Genomic DNA, 17,822 nt, shown 5'->3' with positions numbered 1-17,822 from the left:
TGGCCCCCTCTGGCGTCAAGGGCCGGACACATGCCGAAACGGACACGACCGGCCAAAAGGATGAACACCGCCCTCCGGGATCCGTGTTACGGTCGCTGAGGCGCCGGTCCTCTGCGGCCTTCAGGCCGGACCTGGCGCCGCGTACTGACGGCGCGACGCGAGGAGGTGTTCGGGATGAGTCCCGATCGAAGTCTTCGCCGCGCTCTCGTCGGCTGACCGTTCCGTTCAGGAACGCTCCGTTTTCCCTTCTTTTCTCTCTTTTCGCATGCCCTGACTCTCCTGTCAGGCATACGTCATCCATGTCCACGGCGCACCCCGTGGCGGCTTCCGCCACCCCGCGCCGCACCATGACCACTCCACGTGACCGCGCGGCCGCGCGCTGCCCGGACGCGGTGGAGGGAGGTATTCGTCATGACCATGCTCACCCCCCGTACCCCGGCGAAGCTCGCACCGCCGGGCCGGACCCGCCGCGAGCGCAAGGCCGCCGAGCTGGAGTCCGCCACCCGCCTCGCCGGCGAGCGCCTCGCCGCCGTCAGCGCCCGCCCGGCCGCCCTGGTCCTCCAGGACGTGGACACCTCCCGCGGCGGCCTCACCCACGGCGAGGCCGTGCGCCGCCTGGGTCTGCACGGCGCCAACGTCGTCGCGCGGGAACGCGCCCCGCACTGGACGGCGCAGCTCGCGAAGGCGTTCTGGAACCCCTTCATCGGCGTCCTGGTCTTCCTGGCCGCCGTCATGTTCTGGCAGGACCCGGGCGACCCCGGCGTCCTCATCCTCTCGGTGATGGTGGCGGTCAGCGGGCTGCTGCGGTTCTGGCAGGAGTACCGTTCCGGCCGCGCCGCCGACGCCCTGAAGAAGCTCGTCACCACCACCTGCGCGGTGCGGCGCCGGGCCGGCGGCGGCTCGGTCCCGACCACGCTCGAACTCCCGATGGACCAGGTGGTCCCCGGCGACCTCGTCCGGCTGGCGGCCGGCGACCTGATCCCGGCCGACCTGCGGCTGCTCACCTCCAAGGACCTGATGGTCAGCCAGGCGGCCCTGTCCGGCGAGTCGTTGCCGGTGGCCAAGGCCGACAGCGGCGGCGCGGAGGACCTCGGCCAGCACGCGACCACCGACCCGGTGGAGGCGGACAACCTCTGCCTGATGGGGACGTCGGTCACCTCCGGCACCGCCACCGGCGTGGTCGTCGCGACCGGCACGGACACCTACTTCGGCTCCATGGCCGGCACCCTCGTCGGTGAGCGCCCGCAGACCAACTTCGACCACGGCGTGCGCAGGGTCAGCTTCCTGCTGATCCGCTTCATGCTGGTGATGGTCCCCGTCGTCTTCGTGATCAACGGCCTCACCAAGGGCGACTGGAGCGAGGCCTTCCTGTTCGGTGTCGCCGTCGCGGTGGGCCTGACGCCCGAGATGCTGCCGATGGTCGTCTCCGCCAACCTGGCGCGCGGCGCGGTGGCCATGTCCCGGCGCAAGGTCGTCGTCAAGCGGCTGGGCGCCATCCAGAACCTGGGCGCCATGGACGTGCTCTGCACGGACAAGACCGGCACCCTCACCGAGGACCGCATCGTCCTCGACCGCTACCTCGACGTGCACGGCGACGAGGACGGCGAGGTCCTGGAGTACGGCTACCTCAACGCCCACTTCCAGACCGGCCTGCGCAACCTGCTGGACCAGGCGGTCATCGACCGTGTGAACGAGGCCGAGGAGGTTGTCGTCGACGCACGGTTCACGATGGTCGACGAGATCCCCTTCGACTTCGCCCGACGGCGGATGTCCGTGGTCCTGAACCGCAACGCGATGGTCACCGGCCCCGGCCGCGCCGAGCACGTGATGATCACCAAGGGTGCGGTCGAGGAGGTCCTGGGCCTCTGCACCCACATGAGGGACCGGGGTGAGACCGTCGAACTCACCGGGGAGCTGCGCCGGTACGTCACCGCCGTCGCCGAGGACGACAACCGCAGGGGCCTGCGCGTCCTGGCCGTGGCCACCCGCCGGATCGCGGAGCCGCGCGACACCTACACCGTCGCGGACGAGGACCGGCTGACCCTGGTCGGCTTCCTCGCCTTCCTCGACCCGCCGAAGGCCTCCGCCGCCCGGGCCCTGCAGGGCCTGGCCGACAAGGGCATCGCGGTGAAGGTGGTCACCGGCGACAACGAGCTGGTCGCGGCGCGGGTCTGCGCCGACGTCGGCATCGAGGTGGGCCACGTGGTCACCGGCGCCGAGGTGGACGCCCTCGACGAGAGCGCACTGCACGCACTGGCCGCGCGTACGACGGTCTTCGCCAAGGTCAACCCGGTCCAGAAGGCCCGGATCGTCCGGGCCCTGCAGGCGGACGGCCACACGGTCGGCTTCCTCGGGGACGGCATCAACGACGCGGCGGCGCTGCGCGACGCCGACGTCGGCATCTCCGTCGACACCGCCGTCGACATCGCCAAGGAGTCGGCGGACATCATCCTGCTGGAGAAGGACCTGACCGTCCTGGAGCAGGGCGTGGTCCAGGGCCGCACCACCTTCGGCAACACGATCAAGTACATCAAGATGACGGCCTCGTCGAACTTCGGCAACGTCTTCTCGGTGCTGGTGGCGAGCGCCTTCATCCCCTTCCAGCCGATGCTCGCGATCATGCTGCTGGTGCAGAACCTGGTCTACGACATCTCCCAGCTGGCCACGCCCTGGGACCGGATGGACGAGGAGTACCTGCGCAAGCCTCGGAACTGGGACGCCAAGGGCATCCTCCGCTTCATGGTGACGATCGGACCCATCAGCTCGATCTTCGACATCACCATGTTCGTGGTCATGTGGAATGTGTTCGCCGCGAACACCGTGGGCGAGGCCTCGCTCTTCCAGACCGGCTGGTTCGTCGAGGGCCTGCTCTCGCAGACCCTCGTCGTCCACATGATCCGGACCCGCAAGATCCCCTTCATCCGGTCCCGCGCCTCCTGGCCGGTGATGGTGATGACCGTCCTGGCGGTGCTGACGGGCCTGTGGCTGCCGTTCTCGCCGCTGGCCCCCGCGCTGGGCTTCACCGCCCTGCCGGCCGGGTATTTCCCCTGGCTGACCGGCGTGCTCCTCGCGTACTGCACGCTGACCCAGCTGGTGAAGACCCGCTACATCAAGCGCTTCGGCACCTGGCTGTAGCGGGCCCGGGCCGGCCGGGAGCGGCTACTTGAGGGTGGCCGAGGTCAGCCCGGCCTGGATCTGGCGCTGGAAGGACAGGTAGACCACCAGCATCGGGATCATCGCGATGGTCACGCCGGCGAACAGCACCGGCAGGTCCGTCTCGTAGCCCATCTGGTACTGGAGCTGGATCAGGCCCTGGGTGAGCATGTAGCGCTCGGGGTCCGATCCGCTCTGGGGCTGCATCAGCACGGAGGGCAGGATGTACTGGTTCCACTGGCCCAGGACATTGAATATCCCCACGCTGATCAGTCCGGGCTTGGCCATCGGCAGCATCACCTGGAAGAAGATCCGGGTGTCGGAGGCCCCGTCGATCACCGCCGCCTCGTGCACCGCCGTCGGCAGGGTGCGGAAGAAGGAGTGCATGAAGAAGACGGTGAAGGGCATCGAGTAGGCGACGTAGACCAGGATCAGGCCCTGGTAGGTGTTCAGCATGTCCAGGCGCTTGACCATGAAGAACAGCGGTACCAGCGCAAGGAACACGGGGAACATGGCCCCGCTGACGAAGAAGTAGTAGATGATCCGGTTCCCCGGGAAGGGGTAGCGGGCCAGGACGTACGCCGCCATCGAGCCGAGCAGCATGGTCAACGGTACGGAGAAGGCCAGCACGATGAGGGTGTGGCCGAAGTAGCCGCCGATGCCCTTGTCCCAGGCCCGGCCGAAGGCGTCGAAGTGCCAGTTGGACGGCCAGCTCAGGGCGGAGGCGCCGATCTGGGAATCGGTCTTGAAGGAACCGAGCGCCAGCCAGACGAGCGGCAGCACGATCAGTATCGCCCACACGGCGAGGAAGCCGTGGGAGAAGACGTTCAGCACCATGCCCTCGGAGCGGGCCTTGCCGCCGCCCCCGGGGCGGCCGCCCGGCCGGGACCGCTCGGCGGCGGATTCGCCGGGCGCCTTGATCATTGTGGTCATCGGGTCTCCCGCTCAGAACTCGATGCGCTCGCGGCGGGTGGCGCGCAGCGTGACGACGGAGAGGATCATGGTCAGGAGCAGCATCACGACGCCCATGGCGCACGCGTAGCCGCTCTTGCCGAAGTAGAGGAAGTTGCGCATCAGCACGGTCGCCATGACCTCGCTGTGGTGGTCCGGGCCGCCGCCGAACTGGCCGGAGGTCATGGTGGACACCAGGACGAACATGTCCATGGCGGCGATGCCGAGGTAGACCGCCGAGGTCTGCACGGAGTCCCACAGCAGGGGCAGCGTGACCCGCAGGAAGGTCTGGGCGCGCCCCGCGCCGTCGAGCAGTGCGGCCTCGTAGATGTCCTTGGGCACGGACTGCATGGCGGCCGAGAAGAGGACCAGGTAGAAGCCGACCCCGTGCCAGACCACCACGAGGAGCAGGCACCACAGGACCAGGTTCGGCTGGTTGAGCCATTCGACGGGGTGGGCCGGGTCGACGAGGCCGATCCGGGCGAGGAATCCGTTCAGCAGGCCGCCCGCGTCACTGCGGTACACGGCTCCGAAGAGGACCGCGAGGATGGCGAGGGAGAGGACCTGCGGGAAGAAGTAGACGATCTTGTAGAGGCCCGAGCCCCGGACGCCCCGCACCCCGCCGGCCCCGCTGCGCCCTCCCGCGTTCACCATGAAGGCGAAGAAGAGGGCGAGCAGGATGGTGATGACGGGGACGAACACCAGGAGCAGCAGGTTGTGCCACAGGGCGCCGCGGAAGACCTCGTCCTCCATCAGGGCCGAGTAGTTCTCCAGGCCGACGAAGTCGAACGTCGGGGACTGGCCGGACCAGTTGGTGAAGGAATAGCCGAACGTCTGTACGTACGGCCAGATGACGAAGGTCAGGTACAGCGCGAGCGGCAGGACGAGGAAGCCGGCGATGAAGCCGATCCGTCCCTTGCTCCGGGCTACTTGGCTCATGGTGTCCGTCCCTGGTGACGCCGCCGGTTGGACGTGGGGTCAGCTGCGGTGGTTGTTCTTGGCGGCCGGGTCCTTGGCGGCCTTGTCCACCGCGGCCTGGGCCCGCTTGATCCACTCCTTCGGCTGGATGCGCTGGGCCATCAGCTCGTTGGACGCGTTCTGGATCTCGGTGTCCATCTCGCTGTACCAGTCGGGGTACAGGTAGTTGAAGGTGTCCGCCCCGGCGGCCTTGACGGCGGCCACGGCCGACTGGGTGCCCGGGCGGAGCTTGACGCTCGGGTCGACGCCGTCCTTGACGACGGTGAGGGAGTTGGCCTGCTGGGCGAAGATGGTCGACCATTCGCGGGAGAGCATCGAGCGCAGGAACTCCAGGCCGCCGGCCTTGTTGGCGGCCTTCTCCGGGACGATGAAGGGCTCGTTCGCGCCCGCCCGGATGGCGGTGAAGGGCAGCTTGCTGTCGGCGAGGACCGGGACCGGGAGGAACTTCATGTCGAAGTCCTCGGGGGTCTGCTTGAGCTGCTCGTTCTCCAGCCAGGATCCGGAGGGGATGAAGGCGGCCTTGTACTGGTTCCAGGCGGTCTGCGACTCCGTGTGGGTGAGGCCGTTGGTGCCGGGCATCAGGTAGCCCTTCTCGACCACCTCGTAGACGGCCTCGACGGCGGCCAGGGCGGCCGGGTTGCCCTCGAAGGCGTTGGGGGCGAGGTTGTCGATGGCCTTCATGGCCTCCAGACCGCCCTTCTTGGCGATCAGGTCCATGATCACTACGTTGATGTAGTAGGGGTACTTCCCCTGGTGGGCCAGGCCGCCGATGCCGGCCTCCTTGGCCTTGGCGCAGATGCCCAGGAACTCGTCCCAGGTCTTGGGCTCGGTCCAGCCCTTCTCCTTGAAGAGCTTGCCGGAGTACCAGAGGCCGAAGACGGTGTAGACGTAGTTCAGGGAGACGAACTTGCCGCCCTGGGTGCCCTGTTCGACGGTGCCCGCGATCAGGGTGTCGCGCACCTTCTTGTTCGGGTCGTCGAGGGAGGGGGCGTCGAGGACCCCGGTGAGGTCGGCGAGCTGGCCGCCCTTGGCGAGGACGTCGACCTTGATCTGCTGGGCGCCCGAGTCGTCGATGACGTCCGGCGGGTTGCCCCCGTTGAACCGCGGCTGGAGCTTGGCGGCGATCTCCTGGGTGCCCAGGTGGGAGCTGGTGGTGCCCCACTTCTTGTCGAAGGCCGCCTCCCAGGCCTTGGCGTAGTCGTCGCCGAACCCGCCCTTGAAGACGACCACGTCCAGTTTGCCGCCCTTGGCGACTCCGAACGGGTTCTCCTTGGACACGGGCCCCTTGTCCGGGCCCTTCGTGGAGGTGTCCCCGCCGCCGGAGGCGCAGGCGGACAGGAAGCTCATCGTCGGCACGGCGATCAGTCCGAGCGCTGCGGAGCGCTTGATCAGATCGCGGCGGCCGAGGCCCTCACCGGTGGATCCCATGCTCAAGTCCTCGCCTTCGTCAGGATTGGGGCACAGGTATAGTCCACTTCCGCTTCGCTCAGCAAGATCGTGCACAAGGATCGTTCCCGGCTTTTCCGAGTTGAGACCTGTCCGTCATCTGATTCCCCCGCTCCGGAAAGCGGAAGGGCCGCACCCCCTTGAGGGGGTACGGCCCTATGGTGCCGATAACCGGCGGATCGCTCCGCCTGGCGCGCCCTTAGCCGCGGATGAGGTTGCGGAGGACGTACTGCATGATGCCGCCGTTGCGGTAGTAGTCCGCCTCACCCGGCGTGTCGATGCGGACGACCGCGTCGAAGGAGACACCGGTGTCGGTGGTGACCTTGACCGTGCGCGGGGTGGTGCCGTTGTTCAGCTCCTCCACACCGGTGAAGGAGAAGGTCTCCTCGCCGGTGAGGCCCAGGGAGGCCGCGGTGGCGCCCTCGGGGAACTGGAGCGGGAGGACGCCCATGCCGATCAGGTTGGAGCGGTGGATGCGCTCGTAGGACTCGGCGATGACGGCCTTGACGCCGAGCAGCGCGGTGCCCTTGGCGGCCCAGTCGCGGGACGAGCCCGAGCCGTACTCCTTGCCCGCCAGGATGACGAGCGGGATGCCGGCGGCCTGGTAGTTCTGCGAGGCGTCGTAGATGAAGGAGACCGGCGCGCCCTCGACGGTGAAGTCGCGGGTGAAGCCGCCCTCGGTGCCCGGCGCGATCTGGTTGCGCAGGCGGATGTTGGCGAAGGTACCGCGGATCATGACCTCGTGGTTGCCGCGGCGGGAACCGTACGAGTTGAAGTCGCGGCGCTCGACGCCGTGCTCCGTGAGGTACTTGCCGGCCGGGGTGTCGGCCTTGATCGCACCCGCCGGGGAGATGTGGTCGGTGGTGACCGAGTCGCCCAGCTTCGCCAGCACGCGGGCGCCGGCGATGTCGGAGACCGGGGTGGTCTCCATCGTCATGCCCTCGAAGTAGGGGGGCTTGCGGACGTAGGTGGACTCGGCGTCCCACTCGAAGGTGTTGCCGGTCGGGATCGGCAGCGCCTGCCACTGGGCGTCACCCGCGAAGACGTCCTGGTAGGACTTCGAGAACATGTCCTCGCCGATGGCGTTGGCCACGACGTCGTTGACCTCGGCCTCGGAGGGCCAGATGTCCTTGAGGAAGACCGGGTTGCCCTCGGTGTCGGTGCCGATGGCGTCCGTCGTGATGTCCACCTTCATGGAGCCCGCGATGGCGTACGCGACGACCAGCGGCGGGGAGGCCAGGTAGTTCATCTTGACGTCGGGGTTGATGCGGCCCTCGAAGTTGCGGTTGCCCGAGAGGACCGAGGTGACCGCGAGGTCGTGCTCGTTGATCGCCTTCGAGATCTCCTCGTCCAGCGGACCGGAGTTTCCGATGCAGGTGGTGCAGCCGTACCCGACGAGGTTGAAGCCCATCTTGTCGAGGTACGGGGTCAGGCCGGCCTTGTCGAAGTAGTCGGTGACGACCTTCGAGCCCGGGGCCAGGGTGGTCTTGACCCACGGCTTGCGGGTCAGGCCCTTCTCGACCGCCTTCTTGGCCACGAGCGCCGCGGCGACCATGACGTAGGGGTTCGAGGTGTTGGTGCAGGAGGTGATCGCGGCGACGGTGACGGCGCCGTGGTCGATCTCGAAGGAGGTGCCGTCGGCCAGGGTGACCTGGGTCGGGCGGCTCGGGACGCCGTTGGTGGCGGCCGGGGCGTCGGAGGCCGGGAAGGACTCCTTGCCCGCCTCGTCGGCGTCGTCGACGTAGTTCAGGACGTCCACGGCGAACTGCTGCGCGGCGTTGGCCAGGACGATGCGGTCCTGCGGGCGCTTCGGGCCGGCGATGGACGGGACGACCGTGGAGAGGTCCAGCTCCAGCTTCTCGGAGAAGTCCGGCTCGGCCTTCGGGTCCAGCCAGAGGCCCTGCTCCTTGGCGTAGGCCTCGACCAGCGCGACCTGCTGGGCGTCGCGGCCCGTCAGGCGCAGGTACTTCAGGGTCTCGTCGTCGATCGGGAAGATCGCGGCGGTGGAGCCGAACTCCGGCGACATGTTGCCGATGGTGGCGCGGTTCGCGAGGGAGGTGGCGGCGACGCCCTCACCGTAGAACTCGACGAACTTGCCGACGACGCCGTGCTTGCGCAGCATCTCGGTGATGGTGAGCACCAGGTCGGTGGCGGTGGTGCCGGTCGGCAGCTCGCCGGTCAGCTTGAAGCCGACGACGCGCGGGATCAGCATGGAGACCGGCTGGCCGAGCATCGCGGCCTCGGCCTCGATGCCGCCGACGCCCCAGCCGAGCACGCCGAGGCCGTTGACCATGGTGGTGTGCGAGTCGGTGCCGACGAGGGTGTCGGGGTACGCCTGGCCGTTCCGGACCATGACCGTGCGGGCCAGGTGCTCGATGTTGACCTGGTGCACGATGCCGGTGCCCGGGGGGACGACCTTGAAGTCGTCGAAGGCGGTCTGGCCCCAGCGCAGGAACTGGTAGCGCTCCTTGTTGCGGCCGTACTCCAGCTCCACGTTCTGGGAGAACGCGTCCTTGGTGCCGAACTTGTCGGCGATGACCGAGTGGTCGATGACCAGCTCGGCCGGGGAGAGCGGGTTGACCTTGGACGGGTCGCCGCCGAGCTCCTTGACGGCCTCACGCATGGTGGCGAGGTCCACGACGCAGGGAACGCCGGTGAAGTCCTGCATGATCACGCGGGCCGGCGTGAACTGGATCTCCTGGCTGGGCTGCGCCTGGGAGTCCCAGCCGCCGAGCGCCCGGATGTGGTCGGCGGTGATGTTCGCGCCGTCCTCGGTGCGGAGCAGGTTCTCCAGCAGGACCTTCAGGCTGTAGGGAAGGCGCGCGGCGCCCTCGACCTTGTCCAGCCGGAAGATCTCGTACGACTCGTCGCCCACCTGCAGCGTGCTGCGGGCGTCGAAGCTGTTCGCCGACACGACAGTCTCCTTCATGCATGATTTCGCGCGTATGACCGCATCCTGCCGCCACGCCCTGTGGCCAATCCGCTAAGGTAAGGCTAAGTTAGGTAACCCTTACCCGCACGGGGGCGGCTGCGGTGCGCCTTCGGCAGATATCTCGATGTCGAGATAACTCTAGTACATGGCCGCGCCTCGGGTCAGCACGCCTCCGCGTCCGTCTCGGCACGTCGCGCCGCCCCCACTCGCCGTCCACCGCTGCCGCACATCTCGTCACGACGCCCTCAACGGAGGGACGAGGTCCGGTGGAGCGGGTTCCGGCCAAGCGGCCGCGTACGCCGCCGTCCGGGGTGAGGGCGCCACACCCCTGCCCCCGGCGGCGACCTGACGACCGGTAAGCCCGATCTGACCAGTAAAGCGCGCAATTCACCCATCCGCGCCGCACGATGCGATCACCATCTCATATCTGAGATACCGTGCCCCCATGGCAGACGACTACCTCGTACGCATCGGCAAGCTCATCCGTGACGCCCGGCAGCACCGGGGCTGGACCCAGACCCAGCTCGCCGAAGCACTCGGCACCAGCCAGAGCGCGGTGAACCGCATCGAGCGCGGCAACCAGAACATCAGCCTTGAGATGATCGCCCGAATCGGTGAAGCGCTCGACAGCGAAATCGTCTCCCTGGGCTACGCCGGCCCGATGCACCTGCGCGTGGTCGGCGGCCGCCGCCTCTCCGGCGCGATCGACGTCAAGACGAGCAAGAACGCCTGCGTCGCCCTGCTGTGCGCCTCGCTGCTCAACAAGGGCCGTACGGTGCTGCGCCGCGTGGCCCGCATCGAGGAGGTCTACCGGCTCCTGGAGGTCCTCAACTCCATCGGCGTCCGCACCCGCTGGATCAACGACGGCGTGGACCTGGAGCTGATCCCGCCGGCCGTCCTCGACATGGACGCCATCGACGCGGAGGCGGCCGTCCGCACCCGCAGCATCATCATGTTCCTCGGCCCGCTGCTCCACCGGATGGATCACTTCCGCCTGCCCTACGCCGGCGGCTGCGACCTCGGCACCCGCACCATCGAGCCGCACATGATCGCCCTGCGCCGCTTCGGCCTGGACATCACCGCGACCGAGGGCATCTACCACGCGAAGGTCGAACCGGGCGTCTCCCCCGGCCGCCCGATCGTCCTGACCGAGCGCGGGGACACGGTCACCGAGAACGCCCTGCTGGCCGCGGCCCGCCACGACGGCGTGACCGTCATCCGCAACGCCTCGTCCAACTACATGGTCCAGGACCTGTGCTTCTTCCTGGAGGCGCTGGGCGTGAAGGTGGAAGGCATCGGCACCACCACCCTGACCGTGCACGGCGTCCCGGTCATCGACGTGGACGTGGACTACTCCCCCTCCGAGGACCCGGTCGAGGCCATGAGCCTGCTGGCCGCCGCCGTCGTCACCGAGTCCGAGCTCACCATCCGCCGGGTGCCGATCGAGTTCATGGAGATCGAGCTGGCGGTCCTGGAGGAGATGGGCCTGGACCACGACCGCTCCGCGGAGTACGTCGCCGACAACGGCCGCACCCGCCTGGTCGACCTCACGGTCCGCCCCTCCAAGCTCGAAGCGCCGATCGACAAGATCCACCCGATGCCCTTCCCCGGGCTGAACATCGACAACGTCCCCTTCTTCGCCGCCATCGCGGCGGTGGCCCAGGGCCAGACCCTGATCCACGACTGGGTGTACGACAACCGCGCCATCTACCTGACGGACCTCAACCGCCTGGGCGGCCGCCTCCAGCTCCTGGACCCGCACCGCGTCCTGGTCGAGGGCCCGACCCGCTGGCGCGCGGCCGAGATGATGTGCCCGCCGGCCCTGCGCCCGGCGGTGGTCGTCCTCCTGGCGATGATGGCGGCGGAGGGCACGTCGGTGCTGCGCAACGTCTACGTCATCAACCGCGGCTACGAGGAACTGGCGGAACGCCTCAACTCGGTGGGCGCACAGATCGAGATCTTCCGCGACATCTAGGGGGAGCCGGGGCCGGCGGCGGGGCGTGATCGCACGCCTGCGTACATGCCGTTGGAATATGACTCGAAACGGCCTGCCCCGCCGCCGTCCGTACGCATAGGCTGCGGCGATTTCGGATGCCGGTCTCGGGGGGTTGTCGTGTCGCATCGTCGGAGGGTCGCCGTGGCGGCGGCCGTGGGTGCCGTCGTGCTGTTGCTCGCGGGCTGTGAGGACGGGGCGCCCGGGAAGGGGGCCCCGAGCGGCGGCCCCACTGCCTCGCCCACGGCCACGGCCTCCCCCTCGGCCTCGGCCTCGCCGAGCCCGTCGGCCTCCGCGTCGCCGTCGGGCACGCCGACGGCGACCGCCGGGGCGCCGTCCAAGCCGGCGGGCATACCGTCCCGGCCCGCGCCGGCCGCCGAGCCGTCGAACGCCCCGGCGTACCCGGCGCCGGACAAGCCGCAGGAGAGGACGCAGGAGCCCTCGGCCGTCTACTACAAGAACTGCGACGCCGCCAAGGCCGCCGGCGCGGCCCCCATCCGGCGTGGCCAGCCCGGCTACCGCGACGCCCTCGACCGGGACAAGGACGGCATCGCCTGCGACAAGTAGCCCGCCGGTCCGGGTGGCGGGATCCGGCCGGACCGGCGCGTCGGCGCTCGCCCGGACGGGAGGCCGGGCGGCACAATCCCCTCGTCGGTACGGAGTCGAGGGGGCGGCCATGGCGGTGGAGACGGGTGCGGGTGCGGGTGCGGAGGTACCGGTGCTGGAGGGGGTGCCGCTGCTCGGGTCGCTGCCCGATCTGAAGGCGGACTCCCTCGGCACCTATCTGCGCGCCCGGGGGCGCCACGGTGACGTCGTACGGATCGACGTCGGCCCGCCCGGCCTGCGCATGGAGATGTACTGCGTGTTCTCCGCCGAGGGGGCCCAGCAGGTGCTCGCCTCGGAGTCGGCGAACTTCCGCAAGGACAACCCCTTCTACGAGGAGATCCGCGAGTCCTTCGGCAACGGCCTGCTGACCGCCCAGGACGCGGACTACCTGCGCCAGCGCCGGCTGGTGCAGCCGCTGTTCACCCGCAAGCGGGTGGACGGCTACGCCGGGGCGGTCGCGCGGGAGACCGCGGGCACCCTGGACTCCTGGGCGGGGGCGCGGGACGGGATCGTGGACGTCTCGGACGAGATGATGCACCTGGCGCTGCGCGCGGTGTCCCGCATCCTGTTCGGGGCCGACGTGGACGCCACCGTGGACGTCGTCCACCGGTGCTTTCCGGTCATCACGGAGTACGTCCTGCGCCGCGGCTACTCCCCCCTCAACGTCCCGCGGACCTGGCCGACCCCCGGCAACCGGCGGGCGGCCGCCGCGATCGAGGAGCTGTACGGGGTCTGCGACCGGATCATCGCCGAGCGGCGGCGGGCGGACGGGGCCGAGGGGGCGGACGGGGATCCCGGCGAGGACCTGCTGACCCTGCTCGCCGGGGCGCGGAGCACGGACGAGGCGGCCTTCGACGCCGCCGAGCTGCGCGACCAGGTGCTGATCTTCCTGCTGGCCGGGCACGAGACGACCGCCACCTCGCTGGCCTTCGCCCTGCACCTGCTGGGCCGCCACCCCGAGGAGCAGGCACGGGCCCGCGAGGAGGTCGTCCGCGTCCTGGGCGACCGTACGCCGGAGGCCGCCGACCTCGACCGGCTGCCGTACCTCACCCGGGTGCTCAAGGAGGCGATGCGGCTGTATCCGGCGGCGCCGGTGTTCGGCCGCAACGCGGTGGCCTCCACCTCGATCGACGGGTACGCCGTTCCGGCGGGCGCCACCGTGATCCTGGCCCCCTGGGTGACGCACCGCCACCCCCGCTACTGGGACGACCCGGACCGTTTCGACCCCGACCGCTTCACGCCGGAGGCGGAGGCGGGCCGGCCCCGCTACGCCTGGTTCCCGTTCGGGGGCGGGCCGCGCGCCTGCATCGGCCAGCACTTCTCGATGCTGGAGTCGGTGATCGCGCTGGCGATGCTCCTGCGCGCGTACGAGATCGAGACCGTGGACACGCGGGTGCCGCTGGACGCCGGTATCACCCTGCGGGCCATGGGCCCGATGCGCTGCCGGATCCGCCCGGTGGGACGTTAGCGGCGGGGTCAGAGGTAGTCGTCGGGGTGGTCCTGCATCCAGGTGGTGATCTCGTCCCGGGCGCCGAACACCGCGGGCTGGTGCCTCTTGAGGTTCTCGACGCCGTGGTCGGCGCCCAGTTCCCGGTCCAGCCGGGCGATCAGGGCGATCGGCTCGGGGAAGTGGCCGGGGCCCTTGGGGTCGGCCTTCATCGCACGGTCCACGCGGTGGAGTTCGTCGTGGACCCGGCCGAGGAGGTACGCACAGTTGGCCGGGGTGCAGGAGTCGGCGAGGGTGGCCTGGAGCCCGGCGAAGGCGTCCCGGACCTTCTCGGGCTGTGGGGGCGGCGCCGCCGGGCCCGGGTCGGGGGCCGCGGAGGCGGAGGCGGCGAGCGCGGCGGAGGCGGCCTTGGGACGGTGGCCGCCGTCGGTGCCGTCCTCGCCGCAGGAGACGGTGAGCGCCGCCAGGGTGACGGTCACGGCCGTCACGGCGGCGCCGCGCAGGATGGTGCGGAGCATCGGTTTCCCCCCGGTGTTCGATGACCAGGCGACACTACCCGCCGGTTTCCCCCGGGATGCCCGCCGGGGTGTGGTTGCCCTGGAGCCGCTCCAGGTCGGAGGGCCGGACCTGGATGGCGAACACCGCGATCAGCGCCCCGGCCAGGGTGAAGGCCGCGGCCGCCGTGAAGGCCGTGCTCACGCCGGAGGTGAGCACCAGGTCGGACCAGGGCTTGGGGTACTGGTGGGTGCGGGCGAAGAAGGCCTTCTGCTCGGGCGTGGAGTCGCGGACGAAGGCCACCGCCAGGTCCTTGGCCTCGTTACGGCTTGCGGTGCCGAAGACGGTGACGAGGATCGACAGGCCGAGCGAGCCGCCGACCTGCTGCATGGAGTTGAGGAGTCCGGAGGCGGCGCCCGACTCCCGGTCGGGCACGTTGGACAGGGCCATCAGGGTCAGTGAGACGAACTGCATGCCCATCCCGGTGGCGAACACGAGGAGCGGGCCGAGGATGCTGCCCGGGTAGGTGGAGTGGACGTCGGTCCGCGTCAGCCAGGCCAGTCCGGCCGCGCAGCACAGCGCGCCCGCGACCATGAAGGGCTTGGGCCCGAACCGGGGCAGCAGCCGGGAGGTGAAGGTGGCCGACAGGGCGACCATGACGCTGACGGGCAGGAAGGCGAGTCCGGCGCGCAGCGGGCTGAATCCGAGGACGTTCTGCACGAACAGGGTGAGGAAGAAGAACATGCCGAAGATCGCGCAGGCGAGGAAGAGCATGATCCCGTAGGTGCCGGCCCGGTTGCGGTCCGCGAACATGTGCAGCGGGGTGATGGGCTGCTGGGAGCGCCGTTCGTTGACGATGAACAGGGTCAGCAGGACCACGGCCGCGCCGAAGGAGCCGAGGGTGAACCCGTCGGCCCAGCCGTCCCGGGAGGCGCGGATGAACCCGTAGACCAGCGCGACCATGCCGCAGGTGCCCAGCAGCGCGCCCGTGAGGTCGAAGTGCCCGGCGTGGCGTTCGGACTCGTGCAGGACCCGGCGGGCCGTCACGGCGATGACCAGGGCGATGGGGACGTTGACGAAGAGCACCCAGCGCCAGTCGAGCCATTCGACCAGCAGGCCGCCGGCGAGGAGCCCGATGGCGCCGCCGCCCGCGGAGACGGCGGCGAAGACGCCGAAGGCCCGGTTGCGCGCGGGCCCTTCGCGGAAGGTGGTGGTGATCAGCGCGAGGGCGGTCGGGGAGGCGATGGCGCCGCCGACGCCCTGGAGGGCCCGGGCGGCCATCAACTGGCCGGCGTTCTGGGCGAGTCCGCCGAGCAGGGAGGCCAGGCCGAAGAGGAGGACCCCGAAGACGAACACGCGCTTGCGGCCGAGGATGTCCCCGGTGCGGCCGCCGAGCAGGAGGAGCCCGCCGAAGGTGAGCGTGTAGGCGTTGACGACCCAGGACAGGCTCTCGGTGGAGAAATCCAGTGCCGTCTGGATGTGTGGAAGGGCTATGTTCACGATCGTGATGTCGAGCACGACCATGAGCTGGCAGGAAGCGATCACGAACAGGGCCAGCCCGTTCCCGTTCCCGTTGCCGTTCCCTCGGACCGTGCCGTCGGTCCCGGTGCTGTGCGGCGATGCGTTCGGGTCCACCCGTCGACGCTACGCCCGCGCCCCAAGGGCCACCACCCGAATGGGCTAGGCCATGTGATATTTCACATGACACACTGAGATCATGGACGATCTCCTCAGGCAATCCGCCGCCACGGCCCGCTTCACCCACGGCTCGCCCCGCGCCTTCACCTTCGGCGACGGCGGCCGGCTCCTCTGGTTCCTGCGCTCGGCCGGCCCCACCGACGCGCCCGACGGGCTCTGGATCCTGGACACCGCCACCGGCACGGAAACCCTGCTCGCCGACCCCCGCGTCCTGTCCCCCGGGCCCGGTGCCCTCCCCGTCGCCGAGCGCCGGCTGCGCGAGCGCACCCGGCTCGTGGCCGCCGGGATCGGTTCGTACGCCCTCTCCGGCGACGGCCTGCGCGCCGTCTTCCCGCTCCACGGACGGCTCTACGAGGTCGCCCGCGACGGCGCCCCCACCCCGGTCCCCACCGCCGGCCCCGCCTTCGACCCGCGCCCCAACGCCGACGGCTCGCGCATCGCCTACGTCGCGGACGACGTCCTGTACACCGCCCCCGGCGGCCGCCTCAGCCCCGACGACGGGGCCCGCTGGGGCGTCGCCGAGTTCGCCGCCGCCGAGGAGCTCGACCGCACCCGGGGCCACTGGTGGTCCCCCAACAAAGTCACCCTGCTCGCCGCCCGCGTGGACGAGAGCGCCCTCCAGCGCCGCTGGTTCGCCGACCCCGCGCACCCCGAGCTCCCGGCCGAGGACTTCGCCTATCCCGAGGCGGGCGGCCCCAACGCCGACGTCCAGCTGTGGGTCCTGGGCCCCGACGGCGGCCGGGTCCGCCTCGACTGGGACGCCGCCGCCTTCCCCTACGTCTCCGACGCCGGCTGGGAGTCCGAGGACGAGATCCTGCTGACCGTCCAGGACCGCCTGCAGCAGAACGTCCTCCTCCTCACCGCCGACCCCGCCACCGGCCGCACCCGCGAACTCTCGCGCACCACCCACCCCCTGTGGGTCGACCCCCTCCCCGGCACCCCCGCCCGCCTGCCCGACGGACGCGCCCTCACCTCCGCCGACGTCGCGGACGGGGCCGCCCGGGGCCTGGCCGTCGACGGCAAGCCGCTCACCGGAGCGGACGTCCAGGTCCGCGCCGTGGCCGGGACCCACGGCGGGCTGCTGCTCCTGGAGGCCTCCCTGCGCGACCCTTCCGAGCAGCAGGTCCTGCTCCTGGACCCGGCCACCGGCGAGCTCAGCCCGCTCGCCGACGGGCCCGGCGTGCACACCGTGACCGCCGCGGCCGCCGGGCACCTGCTGCTGACCTCCGCCGACGCCGACGGCGTCCGCCGCGTCCTGCGCACCGCCGACGGGCGCGAGCTCAGCCCCCGCGACCTCTCCGCGCCGCTGCCCTACCGGGTGACCCCGGTCCTGGAGCGGGTCACCGAGCGGGGGATCCCCACCGCCCTCGTCCTGCCCCGCGACCACGTCCCCGGCCGCCGCCTGCCCGTCCTGATGGACAGCTACGGCGGCCCCGGCGCCCAGGACGTCTGCGCCGAGCCCCGCCGCTGGCAGCACCGCCAGTGGTGGGCCGACCAGGGCTTCGCCGTGGTCACCGTCGACAACCGGGGCACCGCGAACGTCTCCCCCGCCCACACCCACGCCATGTACCGGGGCTTCTCGGAGGTCACCCTCGACGACCAGGTCGCCGCCCTCAGGGCACTGGGCGCCCGCCACGCCGACCTCGACCTCGGCCGGGTCGGCGTCCGCGGCTGGTCCTACGGCGGCTACCTCTCCGCCATGGCCGTGCTGCGCCGCCCGGACGTCTTCCACGCGGCGGCCGCCGGGGCCGCGCCGACCGACTTCCGGCACTACGACACGGCGTACACCGAGCGCTACCTCGGCCTCCCCCAGGACCACCCCGAGGTGTACGAGCGGGACTCCCTGATCCCCGACGCGTCCCGGCTGACCCGCCCGCTGCTGCTGGTCACGGGCCTGGCCGACGACAACGTCCACCCCTCCCACACGCTGCGCCTGTCGCAGGCCCTCACCGACGCGGGCCGCCCGCACCAGCTGCTCGCGCTGCCCGGCGTCACGCACATGACCCCGGGCGGCGCCCGGGAGAAGATCATGGCGCTGGAACTGGAGTTCTTCCGCCGCGAACTGGCGCTGTAGCCGGTCCGGACGGCGGAAGGGCCCCGCGTACGGGATCGTCCGCGGGGCC

11 protein-coding genes are annotated in these 17,822 nt (G+C 70.5%); 5 read left to right on the top strand and 6 right to left on the bottom strand.

The window, feature by feature from the left end:
• The first annotated feature begins 411 nt into the window (after nucleotides 1–411).
• The gene (gene mgtA / locus ABT403_RS10035) at nucleotides 412–3,135 is read left to right on the top strand and encodes a magnesium-translocating P-type ATPase (protein ID WP_344166189.1); all 2,724 of its coding nucleotides are present in this window, start codon (nucleotides 412–414) and stop codon (nucleotides 3,133–3,135) included.
• A 24-nt stretch (nucleotides 3,136–3,159) separates the two neighbouring features.
• On the opposite strand, the gene ABT403_RS10030 is transcribed toward mgtA, so the two are convergent.
• The 4 genes from ABT403_RS10030 to acnA all read right to left on the bottom strand — a co-directional run bounded on the left by ABT403_RS10030 (nucleotide 3,160) and on the right by acnA (nucleotide 9,442).
• Nucleotides 3,160–4,086, bottom strand: a complete 927-nt coding sequence (locus ABT403_RS10030; protein ID WP_344166188.1) for a carbohydrate ABC transporter permease — start codon at nucleotides 4,084–4,086, stop codon at nucleotides 3,160–3,162.
• A gap of 12 nt (nucleotides 4,087–4,098) precedes the next feature.
• The gene (locus tag ABT403_RS10025; protein ID WP_344166187.1) at nucleotides 4,099–5,043 is read right to left on the bottom strand and encodes a carbohydrate ABC transporter permease; all 945 of its coding nucleotides are present in this window, start codon (nucleotides 5,041–5,043) and stop codon (nucleotides 4,099–4,101) included.
• Nucleotides 5,044–5,082: 39 nt separating this feature from the next.
• Nucleotides 5,083–6,510, bottom strand: coding sequence for an N-acetylglucosamine/diacetylchitobiose ABC transporter substrate-binding protein (gene ngcE / locus ABT403_RS10020; protein WP_344166186.1), 1,428 nt, complete (start codon nucleotides 6,508–6,510; stop codon nucleotides 5,083–5,085).
• A gap of 217 nt (nucleotides 6,511–6,727) precedes the next feature.
• On the bottom strand, nucleotides 6,728–9,442 hold the full coding sequence (gene acnA, locus ABT403_RS10015; RefSeq protein WP_344166185.1) for an aconitate hydratase AcnA: 2,715 nt from the start codon (nucleotides 9,440–9,442) through the stop codon (nucleotides 6,728–6,730).
• 463 nt (nucleotides 9,443–9,905) lie between these two features.
• On the opposite strand from acnA, the gene ABT403_RS10010 reads away from it, so the two are divergent.
• From ABT403_RS10010 to ABT403_RS10000, 3 genes are all read left to right on the top strand, one after another.
• Nucleotides 9,906–11,435 (top strand): helix-turn-helix domain-containing protein, encoded by a 1,530-nt coding sequence (locus tag ABT403_RS10010; protein WP_344166184.1) that lies wholly within the window; start codon nucleotides 9,906–9,908, stop codon nucleotides 11,433–11,435.
• Nucleotides 11,436–11,597: 162 nt separating this feature from the next.
• A complete protein-coding gene (locus ABT403_RS10005; protein ID WP_344166183.1) occupies nucleotides 11,598–12,020 on the top strand; it encodes an excalibur calcium-binding domain-containing protein in 423 nt (140 codons plus the stop codon).
• A gap of 109 nt (nucleotides 12,021–12,129) precedes the next feature.
• Nucleotides 12,130–13,527: a cytochrome P450 gene (locus ABT403_RS10000; protein WP_344166182.1), complete on the top strand. Its 1,398-nt coding sequence runs from the start codon at nucleotides 12,130–12,132 to the stop codon at nucleotides 13,525–13,527.
• Nucleotides 13,528–13,535: 8 nt separating this feature from the next.
• Here ABT403_RS10000 and ABT403_RS09995 read toward each other — a convergent pair whose 3' ends face one another.
• Together ABT403_RS09995 and ABT403_RS09990 are read right to left on the bottom strand one after the other, a co-directional pair.
• On the bottom strand, nucleotides 13,536–14,024 hold the full coding sequence (locus ABT403_RS09995) for a hypothetical protein (protein ID WP_344166181.1): 489 nt from the start codon (nucleotides 14,022–14,024) through the stop codon (nucleotides 13,536–13,538).
• Between the two features lie 34 nt (nucleotides 14,025–14,058).
• Complete coding sequence (locus ABT403_RS09990) at nucleotides 14,059–15,636, bottom strand: MFS transporter (RefSeq protein ID WP_425580284.1); 1,578 nt, start codon at nucleotides 15,634–15,636, stop codon at nucleotides 14,059–14,061.
• Nucleotides 15,637–15,718: 82 nt separating this feature from the next.
• Between ABT403_RS09990 and ABT403_RS09985 the strand changes: the two genes are divergently transcribed.
• The gene (locus ABT403_RS09985) at nucleotides 15,719–17,773 is read left to right on the top strand and encodes a S9 family peptidase (RefSeq protein WP_344166180.1); all 2,055 of its coding nucleotides are present in this window, start codon (nucleotides 15,719–15,721) and stop codon (nucleotides 17,771–17,773) included.
• Nucleotides 17,774–17,822: the final 49 nt, after the last annotated feature.

This window comes from Streptomyces sp. NPDC000075, from assembly GCF_040301925.1.
Lineage (GTDB): Bacteria > Actinomycetota > Actinomycetes > Streptomycetales > Streptomycetaceae > Streptomyces > Streptomyces polychromogenes.
This window is presented reverse-complemented; position numbering and strand designations above follow the sequence as displayed.